13 protein-coding genes are annotated in these 12,058 nt (G+C 53.6%); all 13 read right to left on the reverse strand.

Annotated elements, in window-relative coordinates; all coding sequences use genetic code 11:
• Positions 1 to 713 precede the first annotated feature (713 nt).
• The 13 genes from LPA02S_RS08365 to LPA02S_RS08425 all read right to left on the reverse strand — a co-directional run bounded on the left by LPA02S_RS08365 (position 714) and on the right by LPA02S_RS08425 (position 11,894).
• A complete protein-coding gene (locus LPA02S_RS08365; RefSeq protein WP_054648792.1) occupies positions 714 to 1,154 on the reverse strand; it encodes a F0F1 ATP synthase subunit epsilon in 441 nt (146 codons plus the stop codon).
• A gap of 11 nt (positions 1,155 to 1,165) precedes the next feature.
• The gene (atpD, locus tag LPA02S_RS08370) at positions 1,166 to 2,590 is read right to left on the reverse strand and encodes a F0F1 ATP synthase subunit beta (RefSeq protein WP_054648790.1); all 1,425 of its coding nucleotides are present in this window, start codon (positions 2,588 to 2,590) and stop codon (positions 1,166 to 1,168) included.
• Between the two features lie 33 nt (positions 2,591 to 2,623).
• Complete coding sequence (locus LPA02S_RS08375; RefSeq protein ID WP_056956568.1) at positions 2,624 to 3,541, reverse strand: F0F1 ATP synthase subunit gamma; 918 nt, start codon at positions 3,539 to 3,541, stop codon at positions 2,624 to 2,626.
• A gap of 11 nt (positions 3,542 to 3,552) precedes the next feature.
• A complete protein-coding gene (gene atpA, locus LPA02S_RS08380) occupies positions 3,553 to 5,085 on the reverse strand; it encodes a F0F1 ATP synthase subunit alpha (protein ID WP_056956567.1) in 1,533 nt (510 codons plus the stop codon).
• A gap of 21 nt (positions 5,086 to 5,106) precedes the next feature.
• Positions 5,107 to 5,652: an ATP synthase F1 subunit delta gene (atpH, locus tag LPA02S_RS08385; RefSeq protein ID WP_054648789.1), complete on the reverse strand. Its 546-nt coding sequence runs from the start codon at positions 5,650 to 5,652 to the stop codon at positions 5,107 to 5,109.
• Positions 5,653 to 6,159, reverse strand: a complete 507-nt coding sequence (atpF, locus tag LPA02S_RS08390) for a F0F1 ATP synthase subunit B (protein WP_056956566.1) — start codon at positions 6,157 to 6,159, stop codon at positions 5,653 to 5,655.
• 36 nt (positions 6,160 to 6,195) lie between these two features.
• Positions 6,196 to 6,408 carry a F0F1 ATP synthase subunit C gene (gene atpE, locus LPA02S_RS08395; protein ID WP_054648787.1) on the reverse strand — a complete coding sequence of 71 codons (213 nt, stop codon included), beginning with the start codon at positions 6,406 to 6,408 and terminating at the stop codon, positions 6,196 to 6,198.
• Between the two features lie 22 nt (positions 6,409 to 6,430).
• Positions 6,431 to 7,150 (reverse strand): F0F1 ATP synthase subunit A, encoded by a 720-nt coding sequence (gene atpB / locus LPA02S_RS08400; RefSeq protein ID WP_054648785.1) that lies wholly within the window; start codon positions 7,148 to 7,150, stop codon positions 6,431 to 6,433.
• Between the two features lie 493 nt (positions 7,151 to 7,643).
• Positions 7,644 to 8,273, reverse strand: coding sequence for a uracil phosphoribosyltransferase (upp, locus tag LPA02S_RS08405; protein ID WP_054648783.1), 630 nt, complete (start codon positions 8,271 to 8,273; stop codon positions 7,644 to 7,646).
• An 83-nt stretch (positions 8,274 to 8,356) separates the two neighbouring features.
• Positions 8,357 to 9,373 carry an L-threonylcarbamoyladenylate synthase gene (locus LPA02S_RS08410; RefSeq protein ID WP_054648781.1) on the reverse strand — a complete coding sequence of 339 codons (1,017 nt, stop codon included), beginning with the start codon at positions 9,371 to 9,373 and terminating at the stop codon, positions 8,357 to 8,359.
• Positions 9,374 to 9,400: 27 nt separating this feature from the next.
• Positions 9,401 to 10,231: a peptide chain release factor N(5)-glutamine methyltransferase gene (prmC, locus tag LPA02S_RS08415; protein WP_054648778.1), complete on the reverse strand. Its 831-nt coding sequence runs from the start codon at positions 10,229 to 10,231 to the stop codon at positions 9,401 to 9,403.
• On the reverse strand, positions 10,224 to 11,303 hold the full coding sequence (prfA, locus tag LPA02S_RS08420; protein WP_056956565.1) for a peptide chain release factor 1: 1,080 nt from the start codon (positions 11,301 to 11,303) through the stop codon (positions 10,224 to 10,226). The genes prmC and prfA overlap by 8 nt, the downstream gene beginning before the upstream one ends.
• Before the next feature lie 3 nt (positions 11,304 to 11,306).
• The gene (locus LPA02S_RS08425) at positions 11,307 to 11,894 is read right to left on the reverse strand and encodes a thymidine kinase (RefSeq protein ID WP_082405278.1); all 588 of its coding nucleotides are present in this window, start codon (positions 11,892 to 11,894) and stop codon (positions 11,307 to 11,309) included.
• Positions 11,895 to 12,058 lie beyond the last annotated feature (164 nt).

Here is a 12,058-nt window from a genome sequence, read left to right on the forward strand (position 1 = left end):
CCCCACACGCCTACGCTCACCAACCCGACCGACGCGGCCTCACACTACTGTCGCCGCAACATCGTCTCCTGCCGGCTCGACGCCTCCACCAAACATTTGCCGGCATCAGCCAGTTCATGAACGGTAGTCCATCATGCATATAATCACCACACATTGGCCAACGAGAACATTCCTATGAGAAAAACTAGATATACTACGCTCAGCACCACATCTGTCCCCACAATTCGCTGTTAATAATCCACTGAGTCATAATTATCGCACGTATAACCACTACTCTAGCAACACAAAATAGAAGTTAAACAGTTAGCCGTCGGTTTACACCCTACGAACTATCGGGAACCCGCGGGTGGGCTTTGGGACGGAGGCGTCGTGCCCAGAGACGTAGTTGCTGCGACCCCGGAGCGCCGTAGGAACAGAGTGACGTACGGCGGCAAAGTTTATAGACCGAGTGATTTTCTCGGGCTAGAAACCTCGTGGGAGGCCGGTACGGGGAGCGTGCGGGTGTAGCAACCTCCGGCGTAGGGCACGTAAGCCGCAATCCCAAAGATCACCCGCGAGTTCGCAACCACAAGCAGTGGTTACCACGGACTACCCCACGAAAGCCGTAGCTCACCAGCCCGGCCTACGCTGCCGTCAACCACTATCTACAGCAACGTAACTAAAAAGCGCGCACCCACAAGGGGTACACGCTTTGAGACTACATTGACGTTGCGCTAATGCTGAGCGTCATGCTTGACGTTGATCCGGTTGATGGCCCGCCGCAATGCCACTTGGGCACGAGCAAGGTCGTCCTGGTTTTGCGTCTGCTTGGCGGTCTCAATCTTGTGTTCGGCACGCTCACGGGCGGCCTCAGCACGGCTGAGGTCGATGTCCCGCGCACGTTCTGCGGAATCAGCAACGATGGAAGCAACGTTATCCGCCACCTCCATGAAGCCGCCATTCACAGCAATCCGGTTCTCGTGGTCGGGTTCATCGAGTCTTTGCACCCGAACTTCCCCAATCTGTAATGGCGCCACGATTGGTTCGTGGTTAGCCATGATACCCAAATCACCATCAACGGCACGCACAACCACCAGTTTGGCCCGGTGATCGTACACAACGCCATCTGGGGTCACGATGTTAACGGTCAACACGTCCTGTTGCTCGTCAGCCATACGAATCCCCCCTAATCCTTACTGTCTGGGTCGTAACCCATTTCCTTAGCCTTCGCCTTCATGTCGTCAATGTTACCGACCAGACGGAACGCCTCTTCAGGATAATCGTCGTAACGACCTTCAAGGATTTCCTTGAAGCCCTCAACGGTTTCCTTAACCGGCACGTACTTCCCTGGCAAGCCAGTGAAACGTTCGGCAACGGAGAAGCTTTGACTCAGGAAGAACTGAATACGACGTGCACGGGCAACAACCGTCTTTTCCTCGTCGGACAGTTCGTCCATACCCAGGATTGAGATGATGTCCTGCAGTTCATTGTAGCGTTGCAGCACTTGCTGTACCTGCATGGCCACATCGTAGTGTTCCTGCCCAACAATGTCCGGCGTCAAAGCGCTAGACGTTGATGCCAGCGGGTCCACGGCTGGGTAGATACCCATCTGGGTGAGCCGCCGTTCCAAGTTGGTCGTAGCATCCAAGTGCGCGAAGGTCGTGGCTGGTGCAGGGTCGGTATAGTCATCGGCTGGCACGTAAACGGCCTGGATGGAGGTAACGGAACCCTTCTTCGTGGAAGTAATCCGTTCCTGCAACTGACCCATTTCAGTGGCCAAAGTTGGCTGGTAACCAACGGCACTAGGCAAACGACCAAGCAAAGCGGAAACTTCAGAACCCGCCTGGGTAAACCGGAAAATGTTGTCGATAAACAGCAACACGTCTTGACCCTTCACGTCACGGAAGTATTCGGCAATGGTCAAACCAGTCAGGGCCACACGCATACGGGCACCTGGTGATTCGTTCATCTGACCGAAAACCATCGCGGTGTTCTTCAAAACGCCGGATTCCTTCATTTCAAAGTAAAGGTCGTTACCCTCACGCGTACGCTCCCCAACACCAGTGAACACAGACAAGCCGCCGTGTTCTTCAGCGATGTTGTGGATCAGTTCCTGAATCAGCACCGTCTTACCAACACCGGCACCACCGAACAGTCCGACCTTACCACCCCGGAGGTATGGTTCGAGCAGGTCGATAACTTTGATCCCGGTTTCAAGAATTTCTGAACTAGTACTCAGTTCCTCAAAGGCTGGTGCGTCACGGTGGATGCTGTTCCGTTCGTGGTCAGCGCCGAATTCGTCGCCACCATCAATCGGTTCGCCCAAGACGTTAAACACGCGACCAAGGGTGTCCTGACCAACGGGTACGGAAATTGGTGCCGCGGTATCGCGCACCTCCATACCACGCTGCAAGCCATCCGTGCTGGCCATCGCAATGGTCCGCATTACGCCGTCACCTAACTCCACGGCGACTTCGACAACAATTGTCTGTCCCTGGGTGTTAGTGACTTCGAGTGCGTTGTTGATCTTTGGCAAGTCGCCATCGATGGGAAAGGCCACGTCGACGACAGGTCCGATCACTTGCACGATTTTACCTGTAGTATTACTCAATTATGCTGTCCTCCCCGCAATTATTTGTGGTTGTTACTCAATCGCGGCAGTTGCACCGGTGATTTCGGTCAACTCCGTGGTGATTGCTGCTTGTCGTGCACGGTTATACTGCAAAGACAAGCCGTCAATCAAATCTTTAGCGTTATCTGAAGCACTCTTCATCGCCGTGGTCGAAGCAGCATGTTCAGCCGTCTTGGCATCAATAATGGCACCAAAAATCAAGCTTTCCGCATACTGTGGGAGCACGACGTCGAGCACGGCGTCCACACTCGGTTCAGCATCATACTGAATCGGGCTGTCCGCCACTTCAGACGGATCAAGATCGCTGATTGGTAACATTTTTTCCACCCGGAAGGCCGAGGTCAAAGAGTTAACGTGGTGGTTGTAGCACACGTACAACTCATCAAAGACCTCGTTGTCAAACATTGTTACCGCAGTCTTGACGATTTCGCGCACCTCGTTGAAGGTGGGAATATCAGAAACGCCCCGGTATTCGTAGGCGACGTTCATGCCCCGGGCCTTAAAGAAGTCCGCGCCGACACCACCAATTGCCATGATGGCGTAGTGGTCTTTGTCCTTGTGGTCCTCTTCAATTACTTGGAGCATCGACTTCAAGGCGTTGCTGTTGTAGCCACCGACTAAACCACGGTCACTGGTAATCACCAGGTAACCGGTCTTCTTAACAGTCCGTTCCTGCAACAGGTCCGCAACACGCAGCTGCTGACCATCGCCCTTGCCCGCATCCTGGTTGGCTTCCATGCTCAGCAACTGGGCTTGCGCCAAGTGCGTGACGGTGGCACGAATCTTGTTCGCGTACACCTGGTAGGCAACCGCCTTTTTCTCAATCTTAGAGAGCTTGGCACCACTAACCATTTGCATGGCTACAGTGATTTGCCGCGTCTTCTTGGTTGAGGAGATGCGTCGCTTAATATCAATTAATGATTCAGCCATCTGCTCACCCCCTAATTAGTGGAAGCTGCAGTTTGAGCCTGCGCTGCGGTGAACCCGGCAGCGAACGCCTTCATCACCGTATCCATCTTGTCCGTATCCGGTAACTTACCAGTGTCCTTGATGGACTGCACCAGTTCGGCAGCATTAGTGTCGAAGTAGTCAAACAGTTCACTCTGGAAACGGTTGATATCGTCCACGGGCACATCGTCCATGAAGCCGTGAGTCAAAGCGTACAGAACCAAGACTTGTTTTTCAACGGTCAAAGGCTGGTGTACGGGCTGCTTCAGGACTTCAACGGTCCGGCGTCCACGGTTCAACTTGGCCTGCGTTGCCGCATCCAGGTCAGAACCGAACTGGCTAAATGCTTCCAATTCACGGAAACTGGCCAGGTCCAGACGCAACGTACCAGAAACCTTCTTCATGGCCTTCAACTGGGCATCACCACCGACACGGGAGACCGAAGTCCCGGCGTCAATGGCTGGACGCGTACCAGCGTAGAACAGGTCACTTTGCAGGAAGATTTGGCCGTCGGTGATACTGATAACGTTCGTTGGGATGTAAGCGGACACGTCGCCGGCCTGTGTTTCGATGATCGGCAAAGCCGTCATGGAACCGCCACCCAATGCATCACTCAACTTAGCACTACGCTCCAACAGACGGGAGTGAGTGTAGAAAATGTCACCAGGGTAAGCTTCACGTGCCGGTGGCCGACGGAGCAGCAGGGAAATTTCACGGTAAGCGGCGGCCTGCTTGGTCAGGTCATCGTACACAATCAAAACGTGCTTGCCGTTGTACATGAATTCCTCACCCATTGCGGTACCCGCGTATGGTGCCAGGTAGAGCATTGGTGCTGGTTCGGATGGACCAGCAGTCAGCACGATGGTGTAATCCATCGCACCGTACTTGCGTAACGTTTCGACCTGAGCACGGACCGTGGAGTCCTTCTGCCCAATCGCAACGTAGATACAAATCATGTCCTGGTCTTTTTGGTTGATAATCGTATCGATGGCGATACTGGTCTTACCAGTTTTACGGTCACCGATAATCAATTCACGTTGGCCACGACCAATTGGCACGAGGGCGTCAACGGCTTTAAGACCGGTCTGCAACGGTTCCGTAACGGACTGACGCTGCATAACACCAGGTGCCTTCACTTCAACCGGACGGGTCTTATCGGTCTTGATGTCACCCTGGCCATCCACTGGCTGACCCAGAGTGTTCACGACGCGACCAATCAAGGATTCCCCAACGGGTACTTCCATAATGCGACCGGTACGCTTGACCGTGTCACCTTCACGAATACCGTCAAAGTCACCCAGGATGATAATCCCGACATCATTTGTTTCAAGGTTCTGCGCCATACCATATGAACCGTTTTCGAATTCCAACAGTTCACTGGCCATGGCGTTATCCAGCCCGTGAGCACGGGCGATACCATCACCAACGTAGGTGACAGTCCCGACCTCGGCAACATCGAGGTCGTCTTTGTAGTTTTCTAGCTGCTGTTTAATCAGCGTGCTAATTTCTTCTGCTTTGATAGCCATGACTTCACCTCTTCACTATTTCTAATGGGTGAGCAACTCTGCGCGAATCTGGTCGATCCGGTGTTGCACCGTACCGTCGATTACGTAGTTAGCTGCCTGCACCCGGACACCACCAATAACGCTAGCGTCCACAACATTGTTCAATTCGGCGTGCTCAACACCCAAGCGTCGCGCTACCGCAGCGGCAAGCTTGTCTGCCTGTGCACCTGACAACGGCACAGCCGTGGTGACCGTCCCCGTGATCTGACCGGCGTCCGCACTAATGCGTTCGTCGAAGTCAGCCACGATGGCAGGCAAAGCGGCAATGCGACCATAGTTAAAGGTCATTTGCACGAGTCGTGCAACCACTGGCGAAGCGCCAGTGGTTAGTTCCCCCACGATTTCCTGCTTGAGGTTCAGCTTCAGTTCGGGCCCAATCAGTGCAGCCATCAGGCCAGGATTGTCGTTAAACACCTGGTCGAGAGCGTGAAACTCTGACTGTACTTCCTGGGTCGTCCCCTCAGCAGCCGTAATTTCAAACAATGCTGCCCCATAACGGGGTGCCACAATCGCATTTGTCAGTGCCATCTAATCACCCAGCCCTTTGATGTAATCGTCAATGAGCGACTGCTGGTCTTCAGCCTTCAGCTCCTTGCCGATAATCTTGCTGGCAATAGTGATGGAGAGGTCCGCCACCTGATCACGGGCGCCGTTCAGGGCGTCCTGCTTGGACTGCGCAATCTCTGCGGCAGCCTTAGTTTTCAGGTCGGCAGCGTCCTTGTGTGCTGCGTCCACAATGGCCTTACTTTGCTTCTGGCCATTGGTCTTAGCGGTGTTCACAATGCTTACGGCTTCTGCCTGCGTATTTTGCAGTTCAGATTGGCGTTGAGCGAGCAGCTTGTCAGCGTCACTCTTAGCCTGATCCGCATAATCCAGGTCCCCGGTAATCTTTTCCTGGCGCTTAGCCATCATTTTGGTGACTGGGCCCCAAGCAAATTTACCGACAAGAACCATCAACACGATGAACGTGGCCAGGTCGAACAGCATGTCGCCGACTTCAAGTCCAGCGGCGGCAAAAATCATTCCATGCAACATCTGTGCCACTTCCTTTCGTCTGCGTGCTTAATAATCCTATTGGAACAGCAGCAGGAAAGAAATAGCGATGGCGATGATTGGCACGGCTTCGATCAGACCAACACCGATAAACATCGTGCTACGGAACTGACCGGACAATTCTGGCTGACGTGCCATACTCTCGATAGTCTTGCTAATAACGTGACCGTTACCATATGATGCGGCCAAAGCGGCTAAGCCGGCGGCGATTGATGCAGCGATGTAGTTCATGTGAAAATTCCTCCTAAAAATACTATTCTTCAGACAAAACCTTGTTGGAAATGTATACGGATCCGAGCGTGACAAAAATGTATGCTTGGATACTACCAATGAATACTGAGAACCCTTGCCATGCCATTTCGGCCAAGAAGCCTAATGGGAATGACAAGATAGCAAACTTACCGGATAACGCCATGTTACGAATCAGCATGATTAGCACCTCGCCGGCAAAAATATTACCGTACAGACGGAGAGCCAAGGTCATGAAGTTCGTGAACTCTTCCAATAAGTTGATGGGCGCCAGCATCGGCATCGGGCTAACAAAGCCCTTCAGGTAACCCTTAAAGCCGTGGCGAGCAACCCCAACATAGTGAGCCAATACCAGTACCACCATGGCTAAAGTCATGGTAATTAACGGACTGGCCGTCGGGGAATGGAACCAGGTCACGCCACTGACGTTGACGTCAATGAACAGTCCCAACTGGTTGGCCATGAACACAAATAGGAACATGACGAAAATAAATAGTTGGAACATTGACCCTTCTTCACCCGGCATCGCACTACGCACAATCCCGTTGGTAAAGTCGATGAGCCATTCCAGCAAGTTCTGCCGGCCCTTCGGACGTAATGTCGGTTTACGGGACAAATAGAACACCAACGCAAAAACTACAATGGCCGAAATTAGCACTGGAATGTCGTTCGCGAGGTTGAAGCGTAAACCGCCAATCGATAGGTAGGGATACTTATCGTTCACAGAATTCACCTCCTCCTTCTTTATTTAGTTAACTGTCACACGTTGTCACAGGGTACAGCGTATGTATATATTGTATTTGCCAGCGCACAAGCACTCAAAATACACTGCTTACTCTATCACCTTCAGATAGAAAAGACAAAAGGAATTCCCCATCATGTCGGCTTTCACTCCATTTTGGAATGAAAGCGTCGCCTTTAGCTAAATGGCGGCTTTCATAAGTGTTACATCAAATGAAAAGCACCAATAAAGCGCAAATTGGGTATTAAAAAGTTGTGTGCGCAACGTTAATCGAGTCCGCTGCCGACTACAATATCCCCTTGTTTCATTGGCAAGAACACTGTCCACCCCATCATCTGCGATGATGACTGTAAGTTACTACGAATATGATGGCGATTAATCCGCGAGAATTTACGTCCGCAGACCGCCGACCCAATACCGTGTTGAAAATCAAAGGAGCACACCCACGGCGTACTCCTTGATAACTACTTCCTATTTACTTAGTACCAAACAAACGGTCACCAGCATCCCCCAAGCCAGGGAAGATGTAACCCGTCTCCGTCAGGTGGTCATCTAGGGCAGCAGCGTAAATTTCCACGTCCGGATGCTGTTCCTGGACCGCCTTAACGCCCTCAGGTGCAGCCACCAGGACGATGAGCTTCATGGCCTTGGCGCCCCGCTTCTTCAGCGCATCAATCGCCATGATGGCGGACCCGCCAGTTGCCAGCATTGGGTCCACAATCAGTAGTTCGCGCTGATCGATGTCGGTCGGCATCTTCACAAAGTACTCGTGTGGCTTCAACGTCTTTTCGTCACGATACATACCAATGTGGCCAACTTTGGCGGCCGGAATGAGTTCCAGGACCCCATCGACCATCCCGAGACCCGCACGCAAAATTGGTACAACCGCTAATTTCTTACCGGCAAGTTGCTTCTGGGTGGACTTGCCCATTGGGGTTTCAACCTCAACGTCCTCTAGCGGTAAGTCGCGTGTGATTTCATAAACCATCAACTCGGCAATTTCGTTCGCTACCTCACGAAATTCCTTAGTACCGACATTCTTGTCACGAATCAACGTCAATTTATGTTGAATCAGTGGATGATTTAAAACCGTAAACTTGCCCATCGTTATGTTCTCCTTTGCTTGTCGTGGCCCCACTCAGGCCATTATTCCGTTCATCAGTATAGCATAGACCACCGGCTTGCGGGTTACGATTCCGTTACCGGAAAATGTTCCCCACCAGCCGACTTGTTGATGCGATTCATGTACGCTGCGCCCAACCCCTCCTGGTCAAAGCCCTGCGCCAACACCAGTGACACATCGGGATGCAGATCAAAGTAGCGCAAGCCCGCAAACAGGTCGCGCGTCGCACTCGCTAAATCGCGGCCCAACGAGTACGTTTCCACACCTGCGGGCACCTGCGCCAACACTTGGTCGGTTGCGAGCACGCCAAAGTCGCGACCATCAGCCCGCGCCCACTCAATGGCCGCGGGAAAGTCGGCTAGGTGGTCCACAATCACTACCTGCGCGTCGGGAGCGTAGTGCTTATACTTCATCCCCGGTGCCTTTGGTGTCTCTTTGGCCCCAACATGGTGCTGATCGGTATTGACGGCACCCAAATCGGCCGTCAACATTTCTTCATCGACGAACCCCGGCCGCAATATGGCGGGCACGTTGCCGCTCATATCCAGTACGGTCGATTCTACGCCGACCCGCGCCGGGCCATCATCCAAAATGCCGGCGATGCGCCCATCCATATCGTGCAAAACGTGTTGCGCCGTAGTTGGACTTGGCTTACCAGACAGGTTGGCTGAGGGTCCGACAATGGGGTTACCCGCCAACCTGATTAACTCGCGCGTAGCCGCATTATCCGGGCAGCGAAATGCCGCTGTCTGCAAGCCGCCGGTCACCGTCGCGTCCAGGGCCCCCGGGATAATGTTCAGGATAATGGTGAGGGGGCCCGGCCAGTACTTGCGCATTAATTGCTCGGCGGCTGGTGTCACGTCCGCAAAGCGCCGCACCGTATCAATATCCGCCACCGTCACAATCAGCGGGTTATCACTCGGGCGCCCCTTGGCCGCGTAGACCTTCTTCACGGCGGTCACGTTCGTTGCATCCGCCCCCAAGCCGTAAACCGTCTCGGTCGGAAACGCGACCAACTCGCCTGCCCGCAACAAAGCGGCGGCGTCAGCAACCGTGTCCCGTGTAAAAACAGTTGTCTGCATAGTTTGCCTCCATAGTATTGTCCTACCTCAAAACTGTACTTTGAGCATGCGCGGGTGTCCCGCCATGTCGCGGCGAAATTCAGCCGTCGCCGCGGGCAGCATTACGCTCAACATGCGCTCAAGGGCCGGCTGCTGGTGGTAGCCAAACTCAAGGTACGCGGCCCCACCCGGATGCACGTGGTCGCCGACAGTCGCAAAGAAGCGGCGGAAGAGCGCCAGCCCGTGATCATCTGCAAACAGCGCCAGATGTGGTTCGTAATCTATCGTGCTGACATCCATCACCGACTCTTCATCGTGACTGATGTACGGAAGGTTCGTCACCACAAAGTCGAACCGTTGGGGCAACTCCGCGAAAAGGTCACTCTCCACCACTTCCACATTGGCACTAAGCGCATCCGCGTTACTCCGCGCCACCCGCAAAGCCGCGGCGGAGACGTCACTCAGCGTCATGTGCGTATTCGGCAGGTTCTGCGCCAGCGTAATCCCGATGGCGCCGCTACCGGTACCTAGGTCCAGGCCCGTCTTTGCAGCCTGCTGGTCGCTCAACACCCACGAAACCAACTCCTCAGTTTCAAACCGGGGAATCAGTACATCCGGGGTCACCCGGAACCAATCGTCGAAGAACGGCGCCCTACCCACCACGTACTGCGGCGGCACGTTGGCAATTAGTTGCTGCAGGTCGCGTTGCAACTGGTCATCAACGGCCGCGGGCATGACGTCCCGCGCATGCAGAATTAGGCGGCTACGCGTCCAGTTCAGCCGCGTGGTCAAAACGTAATCCGCGCCATCAGGTTCCAAGCCATGGCTCGATAAAAGGCGCTCCGCTTCGCGCAACGCCTCCCCGTAACTCCTAGACATCTAACTGCTCCAGCTTCTTGGCCTGATCCTGCACCACGAGGGCCGCAATAATCTCGTCCAAATCGCCGTTCATAATCTTGTCGAGCTTGTTCAGCGTCAAGCCAATGCGGTGATCGGTCACACGGTTTTGTGGGTAGTTATACGTACGAATACGCTCCGACCGGTCACCAGAACCAATGGCCGTCCGGCGCTTGGCCGCGTATTCCTCTTCATTTTGACTTTCGTAGTAATCGTACACACGACTCGTCAAAATCTGCATGGCCTTAACACGATTTTGTTGCTGGGAGCGCTGGTCCTGCATCGCCACCACGATCCCCGTGGGAATGTGCGTCATGCGGACAGCGGAACTGGTCTTGTTAATGTGTTGCCCACCAGCACCGCTGGAACGGTAAACGTCGGTCCGAATATCCTTCGGCTCCAGCTTGAAGTCCACCTCTTCGTACTCCGGCATTACACCGACCGTGGCAGTACTGGTGTGCACCCGGCCGGCACTTTCAGTTACGGGCACGCGTTGGACGCGGTGAGCCCCGTTTTCATACTTCAGCTTGGAGTATACGTTGTTTCCGGTAATCATGACCACGACTTCTTTGTAGCCACCCACTTCGGTTGGCGTGGAATCGATAATTTCCGTATTCCAGCCCTGGTTTTCGGCATAACGCGTGTACATGTTAAGCAGGTCACCCGCAAAGAGGCTGGCCTCATCGCCACCGGCAGCACCACGAATTTCCATGATGATGTTTTTATCATCGTTGGGGTCCTTCGGTAACATCATGACCTTCATCTGCTCTTCCAGCTTGGCCTTCTGTTCACGGTCAGCGGCCAGTTCTTCTTTGGCCATATCCGCTAGTTCCTGGTCATCGCTGTCACGCATGATTTCGTCATTTTCGTCGATATCCTGCAGCAGTTGCTTGTACTGCTTGTATGCCGTCACCACCTCACGCATGGATCCTTCCTCTTTGGAAATTTCCATGAATCGCTTGGTGTCGGCGATGACCTCAGGATCGGCCATCATTTCCTCAATTTCCTCGTACCGGGCTAACACCCCGTCGAGTTGTTCAAAAATCTTATCCATAACCTATTCCTCTCCCCGTACATCCAGTGGCGGGTGAAAATAATGCTTGCGGCAAACCGGGTAGTACGACTCGTTACCGCCCATCATAATCTGCTCACCCTCGTACACCGGGTGACCGTTATTCACGCGCAGGTTCATGATGGCTTTCTTCGCGCAGAACCAGCAGATGGTTTTCATTTCTTCAATCTTATCGGCGTAAACCAGCAAGGCCTCACTACCTGCGAACAGGTGGTTTTGAAAGTCATTTTTCAACCCAAAGGCCATAACGGGAATGTGCAACTCGTCAACCACCCGGGCGCATTCAAACACCTGTTGTTGGGTCATAAACTGTGCTTCGTCGATCAACACACAGCTGGCGCCGTCGTCGATTTCTTGAACCATCGCAAAGACGTCACTATCCGGGAATACTGGATGAGCGTCACGTTCGAGGCCAATCCGGCTGGCAATATGACCCACCCCGGAGCGGGTATCGATACTACTATTCATGAGGATGACCCGCTTACCTTGTTCCTCGTAGTTGTGGGCCACCTTCAAAATTTCGATGCTTTTACCGCTGTTCATGGAACCGTAGCGGAAGAAAAGTTGTGCCATCTCGTGGCCTCCCCATGAATTTTCACTCCGTCTAGTATACAAAACTATCCGCAACATTTAAATAGGGGCGTCGTTGCAGGTCGCCGGTTTCTGTGGCAGCCGTGGCTCCGGGGATATGGCCGGGGCTCATGGCCGGAGCTGCGCGCCTCACGCTCCCGCCCTGG

Source organism: Lacticaseibacillus pantheris DSM 15945 = JCM 12539 = NBRC 106106 (genome assembly GCF_001591865.1).
In the GTDB taxonomy this organism is placed as follows: Bacteria; Bacillota; Bacilli; order Lactobacillales; family Lactobacillaceae; genus Lacticaseibacillus; species Lacticaseibacillus pantheris.

Excerpts from the sequence above, each read along its gene's own strand:
- LPA02S_RS08365 (WP_054648792.1), bottom strand. The coding sequence starts at position 1,154 with ATGGCTGACGAGCAACAGGACGTGTTGACCGTTAACATCGTGACCCCA.
- LPA02S_RS08375 (WP_056956568.1), bottom strand. The coding sequence starts at position 3,541 with ATGGCTGAATCATTAATTGATATTAAGCGACGCATCTCCTCAACCAAG.
- atpA (WP_056956567.1), bottom strand. The coding sequence starts at position 5,085 with ATGGCTATCAAAGCAGAAGAAATTAGCACGCTGATTAAACAGCAGCTA.
- atpH (WP_054648789.1), bottom strand. The coding sequence starts at position 5,652 with ATGGCACTGACAAATGCGATTGTGGCACCCCGTTATGGGGCAGCATTG.
- atpF (WP_056956566.1), bottom strand. The coding sequence starts at position 6,159 with ATGTTGCATGGAATGATTTTTGCCGCCGCTGGACTTGAAGTCGGCGAC.
- atpE (WP_054648787.1), bottom strand. The coding sequence starts at position 6,408 with ATGAACTACATCGCTGCATCAATCGCCGCCGGCTTAGCCGCTTTGGCC.
- upp (WP_054648783.1), bottom strand. The coding sequence starts at position 8,273 with ATGGGCAAGTTTACGGTTTTAAATCATCCACTGATTCAACATAAATTG.
- LPA02S_RS08410 (WP_054648781.1), bottom strand. The coding sequence starts at position 9,373 with ATGCAGACAACTGTTTTTACACGGGACACGGTTGCTGACGCCGCCGCT.
- prmC (WP_054648778.1), bottom strand. The coding sequence starts at position 10,231 with ATGTCTAGGAGTTACGGGGAGGCGTTGCGCGAAGCGGAGCGCCTTTTA.
- prfA (WP_056956565.1), bottom strand. The coding sequence starts at position 11,303 with ATGGATAAGATTTTTGAACAACTCGACGGGGTGTTAGCCCGGTACGAG.
- LPA02S_RS08425 (WP_082405278.1), bottom strand. The coding sequence starts at position 11,894 with ATGGCACAACTTTTCTTCCGCTACGGTTCCATGAACAGCGGTAAAAGC.